At 58.9% G+C, this 20,868-nt stretch carries 12 protein-coding genes and 1 pseudogene; 7 read left to right on the top strand and 6 right to left on the bottom strand.

Features of this window, described 5'->3' with window-relative positions; genetic code table 11:
• Positions 1–21 precede the first annotated feature (21 nt).
• Positions 22–1,677, top strand: a complete 1,656-nt coding sequence (locus tag AAGS40_RS00975; RefSeq protein ID WP_345812596.1) for a Na+/H+ antiporter — start codon at positions 22–24, stop codon at positions 1,675–1,677.
• A gap of 86 nt (positions 1,678–1,763) precedes the next feature.
• Here the strand turns inward: AAGS40_RS00975 and AAGS40_RS00970 are convergent, their stop codons facing one another.
• The 3 genes from AAGS40_RS00970 to AAGS40_RS00960 all read right to left on the bottom strand — a co-directional run bounded on the left by AAGS40_RS00970 (position 1,764) and on the right by AAGS40_RS00960 (position 7,004).
• Positions 1,764–3,071, bottom strand: a complete 1,308-nt coding sequence (locus tag AAGS40_RS00970) for a solute carrier family 23 protein (protein WP_345812595.1) — start codon at positions 3,069–3,071, stop codon at positions 1,764–1,766.
• A gap of 197 nt (positions 3,072–3,268) precedes the next feature.
• Positions 3,269–4,834 carry a methyl-accepting chemotaxis protein gene (locus AAGS40_RS00965; protein ID WP_345812594.1) on the bottom strand — a complete coding sequence of 522 codons (1,566 nt, stop codon included), beginning with the start codon at positions 4,832–4,834 and terminating at the stop codon, positions 3,269–3,271.
• Positions 4,835–5,453: 619 nt separating this feature from the next.
• Positions 5,454–7,004: a diguanylate cyclase gene (locus AAGS40_RS00960; RefSeq protein ID WP_345812593.1), complete on the bottom strand. Its 1,551-nt coding sequence runs from the start codon at positions 7,002–7,004 to the stop codon at positions 5,454–5,456.
• Positions 7,005–7,654: 650 nt separating this feature from the next.
• On the opposite strand from AAGS40_RS00960, the gene AAGS40_RS00955 reads away from it, so the two are divergent.
• Entirely contained in the window at positions 7,655–9,223 is a 1,569-nt protein-coding gene (locus AAGS40_RS00955) for a methyl-accepting chemotaxis protein (protein ID WP_345812591.1), read from the top strand.
• A gap of 225 nt (positions 9,224–9,448) precedes the next feature.
• Here AAGS40_RS00955 and AAGS40_RS00950 read toward each other — a convergent pair.
• Together AAGS40_RS00950 and AAGS40_RS00945 are read right to left on the bottom strand one after the other, a co-directional pair.
• A pseudogene (locus AAGS40_RS00950) lies at positions 9,449–9,701 on the bottom strand (PAAR domain-containing protein).
• 247 nt (positions 9,702–9,948) lie between these two features.
• On the bottom strand, positions 9,949–10,185 hold the full coding sequence (locus AAGS40_RS00945; protein ID WP_345812589.1) for a hypothetical protein: 237 nt from the start codon (positions 10,183–10,185) through the stop codon (positions 9,949–9,951).
• Positions 10,186–10,781: 596 nt separating this feature from the next.
• On the opposite strand from AAGS40_RS00945, the gene AAGS40_RS00940 reads away from it, so the two are divergent.
• The 5 genes from AAGS40_RS00940 (at position 10,782) to AAGS40_RS00920 (ending at position 19,427) form a co-directional block, all read left to right on the top strand.
• On the top strand, positions 10,782–10,961 hold the full coding sequence (locus AAGS40_RS00940) for a hypothetical protein (protein WP_345812588.1): 180 nt from the start codon (positions 10,782–10,784) through the stop codon (positions 10,959–10,961).
• Positions 10,962–11,182: 221 nt separating this feature from the next.
• Positions 11,183–12,328, top strand: coding sequence for a hypothetical protein (locus tag AAGS40_RS00935; protein ID WP_345812586.1), 1,146 nt, complete (start codon positions 11,183–11,185; stop codon positions 12,326–12,328).
• 813 nt (positions 12,329–13,141) lie between these two features.
• A complete protein-coding gene (hsdR, locus tag AAGS40_RS00930) occupies positions 13,142–16,495 on the top strand; it encodes a type I restriction-modification system endonuclease (protein ID WP_345812584.1) in 3,354 nt (1,117 codons plus the stop codon).
• Between the two features lie 11 nt (positions 16,496–16,506).
• Complete coding sequence (locus tag AAGS40_RS00925; protein WP_345812583.1) at positions 16,507–17,949, top strand: N-6 DNA methylase; 1,443 nt, start codon at positions 16,507–16,509, stop codon at positions 17,947–17,949.
• Complete coding sequence (locus tag AAGS40_RS00920) at positions 17,946–19,427, top strand: restriction endonuclease subunit S (RefSeq protein WP_345812580.1); 1,482 nt, start codon at positions 17,946–17,948, stop codon at positions 19,425–19,427. The genes AAGS40_RS00925 and AAGS40_RS00920 overlap by 4 nt, the downstream gene beginning before the upstream one ends.
• Before the next feature lie 195 nt (positions 19,428–19,622).
• Here AAGS40_RS00920 and AAGS40_RS00915 read toward each other — a convergent pair whose 3' ends face one another.
• Complete coding sequence (locus AAGS40_RS00915) at positions 19,623–19,778, bottom strand: DUF6538 domain-containing protein (RefSeq protein WP_345812578.1); 156 nt, start codon at positions 19,776–19,778, stop codon at positions 19,623–19,625.
• Between the last annotated feature and the right edge of the window lie 1,090 nt (positions 19,779–20,868).

Here is a 20,868-nt window from a genome sequence, read left to right as displayed (position 1 = left end):
TATATCCCGCCAAATAGCCCGATGGAAATTGTCTTTACCGTATTGATTCTTTTGCTGGCCGTCGCGGCCTCCGGCGTCGTGACGCGCGTGTTGCCGGTTACGCCGCCATTGCCGCTCGTGCAGATTGTGATTGGCGCGCTGCTGGCATGGCCGCGGCTCGGGCTGCATGTCACGTTCGACCCCGATCTATTCATGCTGCTGTTCATTCCACCGCTGCTCTTCGCGGACGGATGGCGCATTCCCAAGCGCGAATTTTTCATGGCGCGCCGCTCGATCCTGATGCTCGCGCTCGGCCTCGTCTTCATGACCGTGCTGGCCGTCGGCTACTTCGTGCATGCGCTCGTGCCGTCCATGTCGCTGCCGGTCGCGTTTGCACTCGCCGCCGTGCTGTCGCCGACCGATGCCGTGGCGCTCAGCGGCATTGCCGGCAAAGGCCGCATTCCCGGCCGGCTAATGCACATTCTGGAAGGCGAAGCGCTGATGAACGACGCGTCCGGCCTCGTCGCGCTGAAATTCGCGATTGCGGCAGCGCTAACCGGCGTGTTTTCGCTGCGCGAGGCGTCGATCAGCTTCGTGGTCATTGCCGCGGGCGGTCTTGCAGTGGGCGCGGCGGTGAGCTGGCTGTTCGGCTTCGTGTCGTCGCGCTTTCTGAGTCTCGACGAAGAAGGCGACCCCGCTCCGGGCGTCGTGATGACTTTGCTGATTCCCTTTGCCGCGTATCTGATCGCCGAACGCTTTGAGTTGTCGGGCATTCTCTCCGCCGTTGCCGCCGGCATGATGATGAACCACACGAAAATCACGCACGCGGGACCGGCGTCGTCGCGGGTGCGCGCAAGCAGCACGTGGACGATGATCGAGTTCGTCTTCAACGGGATGGTGTTCATCCTGCTGGGGCTGCAGTTTCCGCACATCATTGGCCGTGCGTTGCTCGACGCGCATGAGACCAGCAACGCACAGGTGTGGAAGCTGATTGGGTACGTGGCCGCCGTCGCGCTCGCGCTTTACGCGCTGCGCTTCGTGTGGGTGTGGCTGCTGCGCTGGTTCGCGAGCCGTGGCGCGGCGAAGCAAGGTGTCGCGAACGCAGTGCCGGGTCTGCGCACGGTGGCATTGACGACCGTGGCCGGTGTGCGAGGCGCGGTAACGCTTGCCGGTGTGTTGTCACTGCCCGAGGTGTTGTCGGACGGCGCGCCGTTGCCAGGGCGCGACCTCGCGGTATTCATCGCGTCGGGCGTGATTCTCGTGTCGTTGCTGGTCGCGGTGATCGCGTTGCCACTGCTGCTGCGCGGCTGGCGACGCGGCAAGGACCCGCATGCAGCCGAGGAAGCGCTCGCGCGGACACTGGCGGCGCAAGCGGCAATTCGTGCCATCGACCAGATGCACGATGCGGAGGGTCAGGATAGGGAGGAGGCCGAAGCGGCCTACGCGGCGGATGTCACCGCTCGCGTCATGGATCTTTATCGGCGTCGCCTCGCGGCACTCGACGACGTGAAAGAATCACGCGAACTGGCGCGCCGCGCCGATGCGCTCGAATTCCGAATGAAGCTGGCCGCGATGCGGGCCGAGCGCCAGACGCTGCTGGCCATGCGCACGCGTCATCAGATCAATGACGAAACGTTGAACAAGCTGATGCGCGAGGTGGATCTGTCGGAGACCGCGCTGACGGTGCGAAAGCGCTGAGGGGCGAGTTGAGCGTTGAGCGTTGAGCGTTGAGCGTTGAGCAGCATGACGCTGCTCGACGCCCGACTCCGCTCATCTGGAAAGAATCAAGCCACCGGTCCAGCGGACGGCTTTCTGCGCAGCAGCGCATACAGAATGATCGCGCCGAAGGTTGCGGTGCCGATGCCGCCCAGCCCGAAGCCACCGAGCTTCAACGAGAAATCTCCCGCGCCGAGCACGAGTGTCACGGCCGCGACGATCAGATTGCGGTTATCCGAGAAGTCCACCTTGTTGACGACCCAGATGCGCGCGCCCGTCACCGCGATCAACCCGAATACGACGATCGACACGCCGCCCAGCACCGGTCCCGGAATGGTCTGAATGACCGCGCCGAACTTCGGCGAGAAACCGAGCACGAGCGCAATCACGGCGGCGATCACGAACACGAGCGTCGAGTAGATTTTCGTCACGGCCATGACGCCAATATTTTCAGCGTAAGTCGTGACACCCGTGCCGCCCGCGAATCCGGACACGATCGTGGCAAGGCCGTCGCCGAGAAACGCGCGGCCCACGTAACGGTCCAGGTTCTGCCCGGTCATGGCGCTCACTGCCTTAATATGTCCAAGGTTTTCAGCGACGAGAATCACCGCGATCGGGGCGAGCAGCGTCATGGCCTGCATGCTGAAAGCGGGCGCCGTGAAGTGCGGCATACCAAACCACGCGGCGTTCGCAACGATCGCGAAGTCGATCGGCTTGCCCATCCCCATGCCGTTCGTCACGATCGCGTAGATCACGTAAGCCATGAGCAGGCCGACCAGAATCAGCAGACGCTGCAGCATGCCGCGCGCAAACACCGCCACCGCGCCGACACACAGCACGGTGACCAACGCCATCCACGAATCGAAGTTGCTGCCGCTCACGCCGTGCACCGCGATCGGCGCGAGATTCAGTCCAATCACGCAGACGATCGCGCCCGTCACCACTGGCGGCATCAGCGTTTCGATCCAGCGCGTGCCGACGGCCGAGACGATCAGACCGATGATCGCGTACACCACGCCGCATGCGATGATGCCGCCGAGCGCGACCGGAATGTTCAGGTTCGGACCGTGGCCGCCGTATCCGGTGACAGCAATCACGAGGCCGATAAACGCGAAGCTCGAGCCCAGATAACTCGGCACGCGGCCGCCGACCAGCACGAAGAACAGCAACGTGCCGATGCCCGACATGAAGATGCACAGGTTCGGATCGAATCCCATCAGCAAAGGCGCAAGCACGGTCGAGCCGAACATGGCGACGACGTGCTGGATGCCCATGGCGAACATCTGCGGCCACGCGAGCCGCTCGTCGGTGCCGACGATGCGGCCTTCGGCGGCAGTCGGCTGGGCGCGCCAGCGGGGAAAGTAGGAATCGGCCATGGCGGGGGTTCTCCTCTGTTTGGCGTAGTGACGGACGGCGCGCAAAGAGGGGCGCCCCGGGGATCAGGCGCGAGTGTACGGAGTGCCACCAGGCCTGGCAAGCGCGCACTGCGCTCCACGCCGCGCGCAGTCGATCGGCGCGCACATCAATGCCCGCCGCGCACGCTTGTTTGCGCGCGCGGCGTTGCGAGTCGCGCTCAGCCGTGACGCGCTTCCAGCGAAAACACCGTGACGGCCGACTGCAGCTGCCTGGCCTGATCCGCCATCGACGAGGCCGCCGCAGCTGCCTGCTCGACGAGCGCGGCGTTCTGCTGGGTCACGTCGTCCATCTGCGCAACTGCACGATTGACTTCCTCGATGCCGGTGCTCTGTTCCTGCGACGCCGACGAAATCTCGCCCATGATGTCCGTCACGCGCTTTACTGCCTGCGTGACTTCGGCCATGGTCTGACCGGCGCGCTCGGCGAGTTCCGCACCGCTGCCCACGCGCGAGGTCGAGCTTTCGATCAGTTCCTTGATCTCCTTGGCCGACACTGCGCTGCGTTGCGCGAGCGAGCGGACTTCGCCCGCCACGACGGCGAAACCGCGCCCCTGTTCACCGGCGCGCGCGGCTTCCACGGCCGCGTTCAACGCGAGAATGTTGGTCTGGAACGCAATGCCTTCGATCACCGCGATGATGTCCGTCATCCGCTTCGAGCCGGCCGCCAGTTCGCGCATCGTTTCCACCACGTCGCCGACGAGATGGCTGCCACGCACCGCCACTTCCGACGCGCCGTGCGCCACGCCACCGGCCTGCTGCGCGTTTTCCGCATTCATCTTCACCGTCGACGTCAGCTGCTGCATGCTGGAAGCCGTTTCCTGCAACGCCGCGGCCTGCTCTTCGGTGCGTTGCGACAGATCGGTGTTGCCCTGTGCGATTTCGCTCGACGCCATCAGGATCGATTCGCTCGACTCGCTGATACCCGATACGATGGTCGCCAGCCGGTCACGCATGTTGCGCAGTGCGAACAGCATGCTGTCGCTGTCGCCGGCGCGGGTGTCGACACGCACGCTCAGGTCACCGCCGGCAATACGGTTCGCGATGTCCATCGCGTAACCCGGCTCGCCGCCGAGCTGCCGCGCCAGACGGCGGGCGATCATCGTGGCGAGCAGCATGCCGGCGACGATCGCGCCGAGCACCAGCACGATCATCGCAACACGCATGTGCCGGTAGTCGTTGGTGGCCTGCTGCTGCGCTTCGTTGGCTTGCTGGCGGCGGTAGTCGATCAACGCGGTGATACGGTCGCGCAACGCCTCGCTCGCCGCTATCGCGCGGCGCACCAGTTCGTTGTTGTCCACGCCGGCCGGGATCGGCTCGACGCCGATCTGCTGATGCACGATGCTTTCCCACGCCGCCGACTTGTTCATCACCTCCTCGAACATGTCCTGCCCTTTGCCGGCCTGGGCGGTCAAGCGGTATCGGTCATACGCGCTGTGCATGTCCTTGAGCGACGCGACAATGCCGTCCTTCAATTTCTGACGGGCGGCGTCGTCGGCGGCATAGCCGAGATTCGCGGCGGCCAGATCGGAATCGATCTTGTGGCGGTTCGCCTCTTCCATCCAGTAGAGGCCGTTCATGTGTTTGTCGGCGATCGCCTCGGTAATCCCGTGCAGCGACGACAGCGTGCTTAACGACGTCCCGCCGATTACAACGCAGAATCCAATTACAACGGCAAAAGCCAGCAGCAGTTTCCTGAATACGGTCATGCGGTCGAACCACTTCATGTCATCATCCTTCACAAGTCTCGGCGGATTGCTCTGTATTGCCGCGCCATCGCGAAAGATTCCCGATGCTTCAAATACGCGGCGACTTCCCCCTCCTTTACGGCGGCGATCGACAAGACCTGAAGCGTTATATGGCAGGCATAAGCGGGACAGGATGTTGTAAGCGAAGCGCTGCGTTCGGCGCCAATATTCAGCAGCGTGCGGTCGAAACATCTGACGTCGCTGTTCAGGCAGGCGTTTGGGATTTGTCTGATGTAGGCGCGATGCGTCTGTCTTCTAGACTTCCTGGGCTGCGTTTAGTCCCATGAAGCGCAGACGCGATGTTGTTGTAACTCTCCGACTTTCCGCTCACGCCTGCTGGTGTGAGCGGTTTTTTTTCGTCCGCGCGGATCGCGGATCAGAATGCGTCTACGGATGGCGCCGAAGCAATCTTTCAGGACTGCAAGGCAATTGCGACAGCGGCCAGGTGCAGCGTGTGGCTGCGGACATCCGGTGGTCAGGTCGCCTGAGGGTTTCGGCAAGTGCGTGGCCGTTGGCGCGAGGCGCGCAAGTCGCGCGACTCGCCGGTCTCTCGCCACCACGCCACAGTTCCGACGGTCGCGCGCTGTTTCCGGGTTTATTACCTGATTCGCGCTTTGGCGTCTGCCAGCGGCGAAACTCTCCGGGCGGGCGCGCCGGCAGTGCTCGCCGTTTCCACCTGAGTCGTCTCGCGGTAGGCGTGCGCGCGGTTGCGGCCGCCGTCCTTTGCGTCGTAGAGCGCCTGGTCGGCAGCGTTGATCAGCGCGCGACTCGTGGCAAACGCTTCGCTTTGCATCGTCGCCATTCCAACGCTCACGGTCAGCATATGGTGCGCGCTCGCTACGTGCCGAATCTGGAGCGCCTGAACCGCCGCGCGAATCTGCTCGGCAATGAGCGCCGCGCCGGCTTCGTCGGTGTCGGGCAACAGCACGGCGAACTCTTCGCCGCCGTAGCGTGCCGCCGTGTCGCCCGGACGCCGGACGTTCTGCCCGATGCAGTGCGCCACGGCGCTGAGCGCTTCATCGCCCGCCGAGTGACCGTACAGATCGTTGAAACCCTTGAAGCTGTCGACGTCGATCAGCAGAGTCGACAGCGGCCACGCGTTGCGCAGCGCGCGACGCCATTCCTCGTCCACATGCTCCTCGAACGCGCGACGGTTGTTCAGCCCCGTCAATCCATCGGTGCGCGCGAGTATGCGCAGCTCGTCCTCGGCCGCGAGACGGCGGCGCAACTGCTGCGAGAACAGCACGGCCAGTGCGATGATCGACAGATCGAGCGCCGCGATCAGCGAGCCAATGATCCACGCGCGGTGCCGCCATTTCACATAGATATCGCGCGTTGAAAGGGCGACGTCGAGAATCAGCGGATACGTGTCGATGTGACGGAATGCGTACCAACGCTCGATGCCGTCGATTGCCGCCGTCCCGAAGAAATCGCCGCTCGGTTGCTGGACGAAGCGCGAGAAGTTGGGGGTGCCTATCAGACTCATACCGACAATCTTCGGATCGTAAGGACGCCGCATCAGCAGCGTGCCGTCGGCGAGCATCAGCGCCATCGAACCGCTTGCGCCGAGATTCATGCCCGCGAACAGGCGGCGGAAATAAGTGAGGCGCATGGTGCCGACCACCACGCCGCCAAAGCTGCCGTCCGGCCGTGTGATTCGCCGCGACAACGCGATGCTGACTTCCTTGCCGCTGACCTTCGGCGTGAACGGATGACTGATGTAAAGGCCGGCGTTCGGCGAGTCGCGCTGCACCTTGAAGTAATCGCGATCGGACAGATTGACACGTCGCGGCGGCACCGACTGCGAGTCGTATTGAATGTTGCCGGCTTCATCGGTGACGAGGATCGAGCCCATGTCCTTCGCGCTCGCGGAGCCGTCGAACAGGACCATCTGACGGATCGCGGGCGGCAGTTCCCGCACGCCCGGCTGCTTGAGACCATCGATCACCGCGCGCAGCGACAGGTCGTAGATCTCGAGATTGCGTGATATGTCGCGCTCGACCAGCAGCGAGACGTTGAAGACGGCGTCCTGGGCGTGGCGCATTGCGTCGTCGCGCATCTGCGCCAGTACCCAGACGGCGATGGCCAGTATCGCGCCGGCTAGCGCGATACTGATCCCAATCACGATGTTCGGTCGGCGCGTCAGCATTGCCTTTTCGCTCGAACGTGCGCTGACCTACGCGCCGGAAAGAAGTAAGACGCGTTGAAAGCAGCGCGCCATGCGAAACGGTAGCGTAGCAGGCGCTGCGCCGGTTCAATTGCCCGAAATGGCGGCCTTTTACCGCTCAAGCCAAAGCCATATCGTGTCGGCGCGTGGGGATGGAAGCGTTACCTCGTGCGTGGATCGAGCGACGGACAAGGCTCGCCGGCGCTGAGCGTGCGGACGTTGGCGGTCTTCGCGATCGATGCGACCACGTTCTTTCTCACTTAAGGCTTAAGCGAGTCACCACGCATGGATTCCAGGCTTGGAAGCTGATAAGGGCTTCGGTTAGTTGTTTTTATCACGGGCCCACCCGCTTTAATCGGCAATAAATGCCAGTCACAAGCTTATTTTTACAAAGTTGGGTAGAGATTTACCCGACCTATCTCAAGTCACGGTGTCCTCGTTCCGATATCACGTCAATGGGATGCCTGTTTAAATCTGGAGCCACGGTGCCGGTGTCGAGCACGCGTCGGCAGCGCAAAACGGGATAGACCGCGCAGGGTTGCCTTCACGTGAAGGCGATCACAAGACGCTCCCATACCCGGACCTGAGAGTCCATTGCGAACGCATTCACGTTTCGTTATTGGAGAAACATCGTGGCATTGAAGAATCTGACTATCAAAACCAAGCTTATTGCCGGATTCGGCACGTTGTCGCTTATCGTTGTTGTGGTGTCCTGCATGTCTTTGAAGGCATTGAACGACTCGACGGAAGGCTTTTCGAACTTCGTGCATGGGATCAACGCGCGCGCCGACATGGCCGTGCAGGTGCGCACGGCGGTCGATCGCCGCGCGATTGCCGCGCGCAATCTCGTGCTCGTGACCAAACCTCAGGATCTCGACCTCGAAAAAGCCGACGTGTTGCGCGCGCACGAAGACGTGCAGACCAATCTCAAGAAACTCAACGACATGATTGCGACGGCGACCGATACCTCGGAGAAAGCGCGCAGTCTCGTGGCCGATATCAACCGCGTCGAAGCCTCGTATGGTCCCGTTGCGACCGACATCGTCAATCTCGCGCTGAACAACAAACGTGACGAGGCCGTCGTGAAGATGGACGAGCAATGCCGGCCGCTGCTCGCCGCGCTGATCAGCGCGACCAACGCGTATGCCGAGTACACGCATATGCGCCAGGAACAGCTAATCAGCGACTACACGACGCACTATGAGAACCAGCGCAACCTGCTGATCGCGATGTGCCTGTTTGCGCTGGGACTCGCCGTCGGCGCGTGCCTGCTGATCACGCGTGCGGTGACGAAGCCGCTGGGCGTTGCGATCGATGTCGCGCGAACGGTGTCCGAGGGCGATTTGCGTACACGTATCGAAGTCGACGCAACGGATGAAACCGGCAAACTGCTCGGCGCTCTGCGTGACATGAACGAGCGGCTGACCGCGATCGTCGGACGCGTGCGCGACAGCAGCACGAGTATCGCCGGCGCGGCGCGTCAGATTGCGGCGGGCAATATGGATTTGAGCCAGCGTACCGAACAGCAGGCCGCGTCGTTGCAGGAGACGGCGGCCAGCATGGAAGAGCTGACTTCCACGGTGAAGCAGAACGCCGATAACGCGCAGCAAGGCAGCGCACTGGCGTCCAATGCTTCGTCGGTGGCGCGCAAGGGGAGCGAAGTTGTCGGGCAGGTGGTCAATACGATGCACGACATCAGTGATAGCTCGACGAAGATCGCGGACATTACCGGGATCATCGAAGGGATCGCTTTTCAGACCAATATTCTGGCGTTGAATGCAGCGGTCGAGGCTGCGAGAGCGGGCGAACAGGGACGCGGGTTCGCTGTGGTCGCGAGCGAGGTGCGGAGCCTCGCGCAGCGGTCTTCCAGTGCAGCGAAGGAGATCAAGGATCTGATTGCGACTTCTGTGGACAAGATTCGCGACGGCTCGGCGCTCGCCAATGAAGCCGGGAAGACGATGAGCGAGGTGACGCAGGCTGTTGCCCGGGTGACTGACATCATGTCGGAGATCGCGGCGGCTTCGTCGGAACAGAGTCGCGGGATCGAACAGGTGAATGTTGCGATTACGCAGATGGACAACGTGACGCAGCAGAACGCGGCGCTGGTTGAAGAGGCGGCGGCAGCTTCCCGGTCGATGGAGGATCAGGGGCAGCAGTTGAGTCAGGCGGTTGCGTTTTTTCAGATTGCAGGCGGGTGGTGAGGGTTGGGGCGGGGGTATTAGCCAACGCGAGGCTCGACATGCAAGCAGGCTATGACTGCGTATGAGACTAGTCGATAGGGCTAGCACACGGCGTCTGCGCCTCAACATCCTGACATTAAACGCCCGTTGGCACTTTCCCCAGGCGGTTTGGGCAGTCGGCCAGCGCTGCGTTGAGCCGACGACTCAGCCGTACTCGTCTTCGATCCGAGTACTCGTGCTGCCAATCTACGTGCAGCCGCATTCAGTGTGTGCCGGTGCGGCGCAACGCGCTCGCCGCCGGTCGTCAACGTCGGTTGCGCATCAACGATCTTGTGGACGCCATGCGGTTTGCCGTCGGGATATTTCTGCGAACATTCGACAAAGTCGTGCAAACGGGCAATCGCTTAACCACCGATCTATGGATGGCCGGACCACTAACCACGCGGTCGCCGAGTGAATCGCGTCGCCGGTCACAACAAAGGAAAATACTATCAGCCATCTAATCTAGTTTTGAAACAGGAATTGGCACGCGCCATCGTGGCAGCGGTCCTCCCCGTTAGTCGACATCCTGGGCGGAGTCGTCGTCCGGATATGACGGATTAGTGGTCGCTATCTTGCCTTTTATGTACTGGATGCGCGCGTGATAGGCGTTTAACAAGCACGCGTTGTCGTTACACGCGTTCAGCACTTTCCTGATCCAGTTGATCTAGTCTAGCCGTACCGGATCTTGATAAGACAATCTTCTTTCAGTCAGTCAGCAGCATTGCGACGTAACCACGATTGACCGTCTTGTCTGGCTTGACCAGTTCCGAATCTTGGCAAATGAGATGTTCGACATTCGTTCCGGCTTCCTTGCAATCGAAGCATTGTTCTGCATTCGCCGGCAAGTGCGCCTGACATTTGAACAGATAGACCCGTAAGCCATCTAGCCGCGCCATTTCATCGCCGACCTTAAAATAATTGCCAAGCGCAAGCCGGAGCACCGAGGCGCATCAAACGCGCCGGAATGTAGGCACTGGTTAGCGCATGCCTTTTCGCATGGAATTTGGTGGTTAGAAAAGCATTAAATTTATCCTGCGATCCGAAGCAGTGGGATGATGACGAGGTTGACATACAAGTTCCTCCTCTTGTCGGCGCCTCACGCTGCAACTGTGGATCGTCTAGTGAGATATGAACGTACTGTCAGCGAACGTGAAGAACACAGGTGTTAGCGGATCGACCGCAAATGGCAACTCATGTGAGTCCGATGCTGCTCAAATGCGCAGCGCCCGTCATTTGATACGTTTTCTCGGCGATCGCGTAGATCGGCAATAAAAGTGCCTTTATAAGAAGGAGTACGCACTTGCGAGTCTCTTCATAGGGATAGAAACGTCGCTCTTTAAGGGGTTGAATTCGAAGTGACGAAGTAGAACATGTCGTGCACTCGTTCCCACCGCGACATATTATGATGTCTTGGACCGGGACAGGAGCACGAGAAAATCTCTCCTAGTAGTCCGCCACCGGGAGCGAAGCTTTTTGAGGCGGCCTGTTGAGGGCGAGAGGCAACCACATCGGGTTCATATTCTTAAGGCGGACGCTGATGGCGTTCATGCTCTCCGACTACCGCAACGTCATTGTCGATTGGGGCGTCGTGAACCACGCCTTCCCAACCCTTGATGAATGCATTATGCTCCAGCCCGTCATTGATTACGGCAGTTTGCTCTCGATCACAATAGCTGTCTCTGCTCGATTGATGCACACTGCAAGCCGCCAAGAATGAATTGCCGCTAATAATCTAACTCCCGCGAACGCATCGAGATGCGATCGCCCGCAACAGTCTTCCGCACAAGGGGTGCGACGAACCGATGCCCTCGGTAGCCACCATCCAAAGCTTTCGCCGGATTTAAAGGTTCTTGACGATTCCTTGCGTGTCCATATTAGTAAATATGCTGAACTAGCGGCGTAAGCCGCTTGATCTGCTTAGCATCAGCCCCAACCTCGATGACATACTTTGTTGATATCTTCTCGGTGGACACATTCGAGAGTTTCTCAAATACTTCAAAAAGTATTGCAGGTTTTCACCCCAACCGCGAGGCCTGGGTCATCAAAATCAAGCCCGGCGACAAAATTGTTTGCTACCTTAAGGGGCTGTCCTGTTGGGTAGGCGTACTGGAGGTCACCGGTCTAATGACTGAGGCGCCGCCCGGTAGCGAAATCATCAGCGAATATTCCCTGCAGTTTCCCGTTAAGCCTATTGCCTGGCTGAAGAAGGGCGTACTTCTTCCGATCAAGCGTCCCGATGTGTGGGCGGCCCTATCCTTTACAAAAAATGTAACGCCGGGGGCGGGCGGGTGGAATGGAATCCTGCGCAGCAGTGGCGTGCGATTGCAGCAATCCGACGGTCAGAAAGTGGAGGAGCTACTTTGTCACCAGGCCTACCATTTAACTCCCGACAATATCGCTAACGAGGCGTGGGAGAAACACCGCAGCCTAAGGATAACGAATGGATCCGGAAAGCTAGTGGCTGTGCAGATTCCCGTCGATGAAGAAAGCGGCACTCCTCAGCTTGATGAGCTCCCTCCGACACCATGCGAAACAGCAGGGTCTGTAAATCTTGCGCCGCAGGTTCGCACTTCTCATAAGATGCAAGCGTTGCTCGCCGACATTGGGATCGCGATGGGATTTGATGTTTGGATACCCAAGGCTGACAGGGAAGCTGTTCTCTCGGAGATGGAAAGCGACGAAGTGCTAACAGCACTTCCGCATTCGCAATTTTCCGAAGCAGCCCGTAAGGCGGTCGAACAAATTGATGTACTTTGGCTACAGAGGAAGACCATAGTGCGGGCCTTTGAAGTCGAACACACAACATCCGTCTACTCCGGGATTTTGCGCATGGCGGACCTGCTGGCGCTACAGCCCAACTTTCATACGAGGCTACACATTGTGGCGCCCGATGAACGGCGCAAGAAGGTGTTTCAAGAACTTATGCGACCCGCGTTTTCGATTTTTCCGCAGGGACCATTGTCAGAACTGTGTAGTTATTTGCCGTATGAGAAGGTGCAGGCATTGGCCGCAAATCCTACTTTGGACTATCTAAAGCATGAGGTGCTAGATAGATATGAGGAGTTTGCAGATGAAGCGGAGTAAATTGCCGAGGTGGCTGTAGTCAGCTTCGCACGGTAAACAAATCACAAAATGAATTCAATAAGGCGGCTGACGCGATGGCTTATAGGTCGACGATTAACGACGCTGAAACTCGGCGTTGTCTTTCGCCTTCGGTGCTTTTACTCGCTGATGCAACAGGTTTCGCATACACACTGGGTAGATCACATCCGACTAACCGGCGAACCGCTTGAATGTCGGCGACGCTGCCAACCTCGAAGACTCTTGCTGTCGGCTTTATGACGGTGTATGGGCTCCATTGGCGTCGATCTGCACACGCTCGAAGGTCACCGGTGGTTCTTTTTCGAAGGCAAAACGTTTCAGCACCAACATAAGTTTTATTTTTGGATGTCATATAACTGTACATGGTTATCTTACCGTTCTCACAGTAAGTCTTCTCGTCTCGCACCCCGTCAAAGACTAAAAATACGATACCTTCGGGAGCTGTGTCGATAGGCCCCGCGGCTGTCGCCGTAAGCAAGAATTCCAATATCGAAGCATAATCCCCCGTTAGCCCAACGGGGCGCAGGTTCGCCGATCTTGAGTATCCGGAAGACTTTGCGAGGAGGACTATCAAACTAAGTCATCAATCTCCCGCCCAACATAGAAGTAGAACGCACCAGGCGAAATGTTGCCCCCAAAGTTGCCCCCCCAACAAACGTTGCCCCTGCCTAGTGGCTCCATGCCCCATAATTAAGCGTCTTTTCCATCCAGTTGCGAGGTTTGGCAGCGCGCCGAAAACATTCGGTTAATATAACTGCCCGGGGGCGCGAGCGCGCCGTAGGAGTAGAACAATATATGTCCCAGCCTCGCTCAAACTTCGCGCATCTGGCGCGCGTGCAAAAGGACTTGGCCGTTCTAGGTGCAGCCGCCGAGCGGTACTTCGTCGACGATCCGAACACTTGTCTGCTGAAGCTGCGCCAGTTTGGCGAGTTGATGGCGCAGCAAGTCGCCGCGCGGGCTGGTGTTTACTCCGAGGGCGAAGATAACCAAGCGGCGTTGCTTTCGCGGCTTCGAGGCGCGGGCTGGCTTCCCGGCGACTCCGCCGAGCTGTTCCATTGGCTGCGCAAGGCAGGCAACGCGGCGAACCATCAGTTCTCAAGCGACCATCGCGCCGCGTTGCAGGGGTTGAAGGTCGCGACGCAACTTGGATTCTGGTTCCAGCGCAGCTTCGTCAATGCGGACTTCAAGGGCGGCGCGTTTATCCCGCCCGAGGCGCCCGTAGATGAATCCTCCGCGCTCAAGGCCGAGCTAGCACAACTGCAAGAAAAGTTCGAGGCACAAGCCGGGCAGGTTGACACCGCACAACAGCTAGCTGCGCAAGCCAAAGAAGAGGCCAAGCTTTGGGAATCGCTCGCGGTCGACGGAAGCCAAACGGTCGAGGCACTCGAAGCTAAGCTCGCGCAACTGCAAGCCGATTCCGCCGGGAAACTCGCCGCGTTGCAGGCGCAGGCAGTCGAGCAGCCGAAGGCGCTGCTGCTCAAGTTGCAGACGCAGGTCGACAAGGCCGCGAGCCAGATCCATCTGGACGAGAAGGCCACGCGCGAGCTTATCGATCAGCAACTACGGGATGCGGGCTGGGATGCCGACTCGGTTGCGTTGCGCTATAGCGCGGGCACGCGCCCCGAACCAAATCGCTACCTGGCTATTGCCGAGTGGCCCACGCAGAGCGGTCCCGCGGACTACGCGCTCTTCATCGGCGTGGAGTGCGTTGCCGTAGTCGAGGCAAAGCGCAATGCCAAGAACGTGGCATCTGCAATCGACCAGGCGAAGCGCTATTCGAAAGACGCGCTCGATGATGCGAGAGCGCCTCTGCCCGCGCAGTGGTCGCATTTCCGAGTCCCGCTCGTGTTCGCTACCAATGGTAGACCGTTCCAGCAGCAATTCGCGGAAGTCAGCGGCATCTGGTTTTGTGACCTCCGGCGCACGACGAACCTTCGAAAGCCGCTAAACGGCTGGTACACCCCCGGCGGTGTCCGCGAGTTGCTCAAGCAAGATATCGACGGCGCGGAGAAAAAACTCGACGGCATTGGATTCCAGTTCGGCTTCCCGCTGCGCGACTATCAGCGCCGCGCGATCGTTGCGACCGAGGACGCAATCAAGGAAGGCAAGCAGAGTGTGCTTCTCGCAATGGCGACGGGGACGGGCAAGACCAAAACCTGCATTGCGCTGGTGTATCGGCTGCTCAGAGCCCAGCGCTTCCGACGCATACTGTTTCTCGTAGATCGCTCCGCGCTCGGCGAGCAGGCCGCTAACGCGTTCAAAGAAACGCAGATGGAGTCGCTCCAGCGATTTGTCGATGTGTTTGGAATCAAGGAGATTGACGAGCAGCAGCCCGAGCCTGACACGAAAGTTCTTATCGCGACGGTGCAGGGACTTGTCCAGCGCGTGCTCTACTCAGACGACGGCGGCTTACCGGTCGACTCTTACGATTGCGTCGTTGTCGATGAATGCCACCGCGGGTATTTGCTCGACCGCGAAATGAGCGATGTAGAAGTGGAGTTTCGAGATCAGGCAGACTACATCTCGAAGTACCGGCGCGTACTAGATCACTTCGACGCGGTGAAGATTGGTTTGACCGCCACTCCCGCGCTACATACGACCGAGATTTTCGGCCTGCCCGTCTTCGTCTATTCGTATCGAGAGGCAGTCCTCGACGGCCACCTAATCGATCACGATCCAGCGTTGCGCATCCGAACGGCCCTGAGCGAAAGCGGCATCAGCTACAAGGCGGGTGAGAACGTGCAGGTCTACGATGCTGGCACGCAGCAGATAGACCTGTTCCAGACGCCTGATGATTTGAACTTTGAGGTCGCGCAGTTCAACCGAAAGGTCATAACCGAAGCGTTCAATCGCATCGTATGCGAGGCGCTGGTCAACTATTTAGATCCCGCAGGACCGGGCAAGACGCTGATCTTCTGTGCGACCGATGTGCATGCGGATATGGTCGTGCGTCTGTTGAAAGACGCCTACCGCGCGAAGGGCATCGACATTGACGACGACGCGGTTCTGAAGATTACCGGTGCGTCGGACAAGCCCCTCCAACTCATCCGGCGGTATCGCAACGAATCGCTACCTGCGATCGCGGTGACAGTGGACTTGCTCACAACCGGCATCGACGTGCCGTCGATCAGCAATCTCGTCTTTCTGCGACGGGTGAACAGCCGGATTCTGTACGAGCAGATGCTCGGGCGCGCAACGCGCCGATGCGATGAGATCGGGAAAGAAGTCTTCCGCATCTTCGACGCCGTGGATCTATACGCCACGCTCGAATCCGTCAACAGCATGAAGCCCGTTGTGCAGAACCCGAACATTAGATTTGCACAACTGGTCAAAGAAATCGTCGATCATCCTGACGAGCCTATCGCCGAGCGTGCGCGCGAGCAGTTGCTCGCGAAGTGGCAACGCAAGACGCGGCATTTGAACGAAAGCCAAACCAACGCGCTGAAGCATGCCGGTTGCGATCCACAAGACTTCGCGCAGTTCCTCAAGAATACTGATATCAAAAAGCTGGCGGAATGGTGGGCGAATAATGTGGGACTTGGCGAGACCCTCGACCGCAAGCGCGGTATGCCAACTGACCCGCTTGTGATATCGTCGCACGACGACTCTCTCGTCGATGTGTCCCCCATTTATGGGAAGCCAGAGGACTACCTAGAGCGCTTTACCGATTTCGTAAAAGAGAACAGCAACACACTGCCCGCGCTGATGGCTGTGGTCCAACGTCCGCGCGAACTCACGCGCAAGGATTTGCGGGAGCTTGTCGTCGCGCTCGATCGCGCGGGCTTCAACGAAAATTCGCTGACACACGCTTGGGCGCAGAAATCGAACCATGAGATCGCGGCACGTGTTCTGGGCTTCGTGCGACAGGCAGCGTTGGGCGACCCTCTCATCCCCTTCGACCAGCGTGTGGATGCCGCGGTCAAGCTCGTTAGCCTTCTCCGAAAGCTGTCACCAGTCCAACAAGACTGGCTCAAGCGGCTCGCCAAGCAGATCAAGGCGAACATCGTGCTCGACGATGTTTCCATCAACGAAGGCCCGTTCGGGCAGCAGGGCGGCTTTAAGCGCCTGAACCAGGTATTCGACCAGCAACTAAACGACGTGCTGGCTGATATGAATGAAGCAATCTGGCAGCAAGCTGCCAACCAATGAGACTGTTACCGATGAGCACTATCACCAGCGACATAGTCGCGAAGCTTTGGAACCTCTGTAATGTCTTGCGCGATGACGGCGTGACATATCACGAGTACGTGACCGAGTTGACCTATCTGCTTTTCTTGAAGATGGCCAAGGAAACCGGCACCGAGGACAAACTCCCTGAGGGGTTTCGGTGGGACGATCTCGAAAGCAAGGCTGCGCCCGAGCGGCTTGAAGCTTATAAGGTCATGCTGATCCACCTCGGCACCCATGGCTCAATGATAACAAGAGAGATTTTCGCCGCGGCGCGCTCGTTCATAGACAAGCCGGCCACGCTGACCGCGCTCATCACAGCGATCGACGCTATTGACTGGTATTCAGCGAAGACCGAGGGGCTCGGCGATCTCTACGAAGGGCTGCTGGAGAAAAACGCCAACGAGAAGAAGTCGGGAGCGGGTCAATACTTCACGCCCCGTGTGCTGATCGACAGCATCGTGGCACTGATGCAGCCCAAACTGGGCGAAGTAATCCAAGATCCGGCCGCAGGCACTGGCGGCTTCCTCATCGCCGCGAACCACTACATTCGCGAGCACAACGACATTGAGGCGCTTTCCGAAGCCGCGTACAAGAAATATCGTCTCCAGTTTCACGGCATGGAAATCGTGCAGGCCGCGCACCGTCTCGGCCTGATGAATTTGATGCTGCATGATCTGGACTCGGACGAGACCGGCGGCATCCGTTACGGCGACACGCTTTCGAGCGAGGGCCAGCAAATGCCCAAAGCGGATCTGATCGTCACGAATCCTCCGTTCGGGACTAAGAAGGGCGGTGGGCTGCCTACGCGCGATGACTTCACTTATCCGACCAGCAACAAGCAGCTAGCTTTCTTGCAGCACATCTATCGCGCGCTCAAACCGGGTGGGCGCGCGGCAGTGGTGCTACCGGACAACGTGCTCTTTGAATCCAACGTCGGCGCGGACATTCGCCGCGACCTGATGGACAAGTGCAACCTGCACACAATCCTCCGCCTGCCCACGGGCATCTTCTACGCGCAAGGCGTCAAAACCAATGTGCTGTTCTTCACTCGCGGCAAGACGGACAAAGGCAGCACGACTGGCGTATGGGTCTACGATCTGCGCGCGAACATGCCCCAGTTCGGCAAGCGCACGCCGCTGACGCGCGCTCACTTCGTCGAGTTTGAGACGGCTTACGGAAGCGAACCCGACGGAAGCGCCGCACGAGTCGACACTGGCGAGGCGGGCCGCTTTCGCTACTTCTCGCGCGAGGAAATCACCAAGCGCGGCGACAGCTTGGATATCGCCTGGCTCAGAGACGAGAGCGATGGCGCTGACGGCGACATGGCGAAGCCGGAAGTATTGGCGCAAGAGGTTGTCGATGAGCTTGAAAGTGCGCTCAACGAGTTGCGGTGCCTGATGGACGAACTGGGCGTGGAGGCGGCTGAAGAATGAGTGAGCTTCCGAAGGGGTGGCTGGAAACGACGCTCGGGGAAGTCGTCGACTACGGGACGACTCTGAAGGCTGAGCCAGATGAGATCTCCGGTGACGAATGGGTTCTAGAGCTCGAAGACATTGAGAAGGGTAACTCCAGGATCGTAGGGCGGTTCTCGTTTGCGGATCGAAAATCAAAGAGCACAAAGAACAGATTTTCGAAAGGCGATGTTCTTTATGGGAAGCTGCGTCCGTATTTGAATAAAGTCGTGCTCGCAGATTCAGACGGGCTCTGTACAACAGAAATTGTCCCGATTAAGCAGACTACTGCGGTCGAAAACCGATATGTTTTCCACTGGCTTAAGGGGCCGCGCTTTCTCAACTATGCGGCCAGTATTAGCCACGGGCTAAACATGCCGCGACTCGGAACGGATGCCGGGCGCAAGGCTCCGTTCATCCTTGCACCTCTTGCCGAACAAAAGCGCATCGCCGATAAGCTCGACTCCGTCCTCATGCGTGTAGATGCGTGCCGGGAGCGGCTCGAACGCGTTCCCGTCCTTATAGACCGCTTTCGCAGATCGGTGCTGGTGGCTGCCACGACGGGTCGCTTAACTGAAAGCTGGCGGGAGGGGAAAAGTTCGTGCTTCGATAGCACAAAGGTTTTTAGCCTTCCGCAAGGCTATAAAAGATTAGCAAAGCAGTCGTTCAAAGTTACAGACATAGATTACCCAGCGATTGAATTACCGGGCGGCTGGACGATTTCAACAATTGCTGATCTATACAACCGCAATGTCATCGTTGATTTTGCGGATGGCAATCATGGAAGCCTGTATCCGCGAAAGGAAGACTTCGATGGCAAAGGGGCTTTGTTCCTTACCGCGTCACAAATTGATGACAGATGGGGCATCGCAATCGAAGCATGTCCAAGATTGAGTCGCGAGAAATCTAAGCTACTGAATAAAGGGTGGACCAAACAGGGCGACGTCCTATTGACCCATAACGCTACGGTAGGCCGCGTCGCGATCCTTGAAGGCACGACCGAGGATGTGTTGCTCGGAACCTCGGTTACGTTCTATAGATTGAACAGCGACGCCTACTGCCCGGAATTCCTTAGGATAGTCTTCGCGAGTCCGTTTTTCCAGGAACAACTCACCTCTGTAATGGCCCAAACAACCCGTGATCAGGTGCCCATTACAAAGCAGGTGTCGTTGCACGTAGTGTGTCCGCCCATCGATGAGCAACGCGAAATCGCCCAAAGAGTTGAATCACTGCTTGTCCTTTCGAACCGGCTCGAAAGTCGGCTGGCGGTCACCCGCGATGCAATGGGGAGGTTGGTACCTGCTTTGCTCGCCAAGGCCTTTCGTGGCGAACTCGTCCCACAAGACCCGTACGATGAGCCTGCAGAGAAGTTGCTCGAAGGGTTGAAGGCTCGTACAACTTCGCTCGGCACGAAGGGTAAGCGGTCTAAGCGATCATCCACTGCAGCGGCGGAGATTTAGTGAGGTCGGGGAGGCTGCCGCGTGAAGTCACACGGCGCCCCACTAGATTGAAAATAGAAAACGCTATGACCGGACCGCTGCGCGCGGCAAAACCCACTGCGCCAGCGGATCCAATTATCGCCGGACCGTCGGCGCACAGCGCCGTTTGCTTAGGTGAGCGCGAGTTCGCCGTCGACAAGCGAAGACTGGGTGAAATCACGCATAAATGCTACTTTCCTCCGCGTTGACGGCACGAGCCTCATTCAGCTTCTTCGTCCGAAGGCTGATCTTGATTTCGTGCTTCTGGAGGAGGCCAACCAGCAAGGTGGGCACGCGCACCCGCCCATAGTAGGTGCCGTTTCTGGACACCATCCCGGCTTATTTTTCAAGTTCTCCGAGTCCTCTGTGTACTACTTATCGTGGCCCAACAGGCTCAAGGTGCTTGATTTATCGGGATTTTCCCAGCTGTTCAGTAACTTGGCATTGTTCTGGCGGAGAGAGGGTCCGCCGCCAATCCCCGTCGCCAAACCCCTTCAGACAGATTCCTAACTTCTACCCATCTTTTTACCCATTCCGCCTTGGAACGGCCAAGAGAGTAGCTACGACGAGACTACGCCTGAAGGCTAAACATTGCCTGCCTTTCGGTGCACGAAACGTATGTCATGTCAAACATAGACAGCAATGCGCCTTATGCAGATGTATTGGCATCGCTTCCGATTGATATTGCGCGATGGCGATCTGACCTCATGGGAGATCTCTAACGGTTCCGGCTTGACTCGAGTCTGGGGAGCCGGTCGGATCTGCGACATCGGGACCCAAGGGACCGTTGGGGCCTGGCCCTGGCGGATTATTGCAAATGCAACTCCTGCTACCGGCTCCCCGAGGACCGCCCGTACCCCCGATCCCGCGTTCACCCAGCAACCCGGTTTGACCTCCTTCGCCACCAGAGACGATTAATGCGACTGACTTTTTGGATTCAAGTGAGGCAACCGCGCTGGACCTATATATAACACCTCCAGGCCCCCCTGGGCCGCCGCGACCGCCACTTCCTCTCTGGCCGCCGGGTAATCCCTGATGACCAACACCGGGGCACGGATTGCTGCACGATGGGAAATCGTCGCTCGCATTGTCTCCCGGCGCGCCCTCACCTCCCTGCCCCCCTTGCCCACCTTTCTGACCCTGGCCGCCCGTCTGACCGGAGAACTGAACGGTCAAAACAGAATTATTTTCTGCGACGAGCGTATTGATATCAAGGACGCACATACCGGCTGGCGCTCCTGGGCTACCGGTCTGTCCGATAAGCCCCTTAGTACCGATTGTATTTGGCGGAGCAGGCGGCGGCGTAGCGGGCGACCCAGGCGTTGGCAGTCCGGTGTTTGTCGGCGAATACGCTTGAATCTTCACATTTCCACTAATTACCGCACGCTTTGCTCTCACAAAAAGGTTCTTTCCCTCCAAGTAA

The organism is Paraburkholderia sp. PREW-6R, from assembly GCF_039621805.1.
Taxonomy (GTDB): Bacteria; Pseudomonadota; Gammaproteobacteria; order Burkholderiales; family Burkholderiaceae; genus Paraburkholderia.
Note: the sequence above shows the minus strand (reverse complement) of the source record. Positions and strands in the feature narration are given on the sequence as shown.

Excerpts from the sequence above, each read along its gene's own strand:
- AAGS40_RS00975 (WP_345812596.1), top strand. The coding sequence starts at position 22 with ATGGAAATTGTCTTTACCGTATTGATTCTTTTGCTGGCCGTCGCGGCC.
- AAGS40_RS00970 (WP_345812595.1), bottom strand. The coding sequence starts at position 3,071 with ATGGCCGATTCCTACTTTCCCCGCTGGCGCGCCCAGCCGACTGCCGCC.
- AAGS40_RS00965 (WP_345812594.1), bottom strand. The coding sequence starts at position 4,834 with ATGAAGTGGTTCGACCGCATGACCGTATTCAGGAAACTGCTGCTGGCT.
- AAGS40_RS00960 (WP_345812593.1), bottom strand. The coding sequence starts at position 7,004 with ATGCTGACGCGCCGACCGAACATCGTGATTGGGATCAGTATCGCGCTA.
- AAGS40_RS00940 (WP_345812588.1), top strand. The coding sequence starts at position 10,782 with ATGGCGTTCATGCTCTCCGACTACCGCAACGTCATTGTCGATTGGGGC.
- AAGS40_RS00935 (WP_345812586.1), top strand. The coding sequence starts at position 11,183 with ATGACATACTTTGTTGATATCTTCTCGGTGGACACATTCGAGAGTTTC.
- hsdR (WP_345812584.1), top strand. The coding sequence starts at position 13,142 with ATGTCCCAGCCTCGCTCAAACTTCGCGCATCTGGCGCGCGTGCAAAAG.
- AAGS40_RS00925 (WP_345812583.1), top strand. The coding sequence starts at position 16,507 with ATGAGCACTATCACCAGCGACATAGTCGCGAAGCTTTGGAACCTCTGT.
- AAGS40_RS00920 (WP_345812580.1), top strand. The coding sequence starts at position 17,946 with ATGAGTGAGCTTCCGAAGGGGTGGCTGGAAACGACGCTCGGGGAAGTC.
- AAGS40_RS00915 (WP_345812578.1), bottom strand. The coding sequence starts at position 19,778 with ATGGTGTCCAGAAACGGCACCTACTATGGGCGGGTGCGCGTGCCCACC.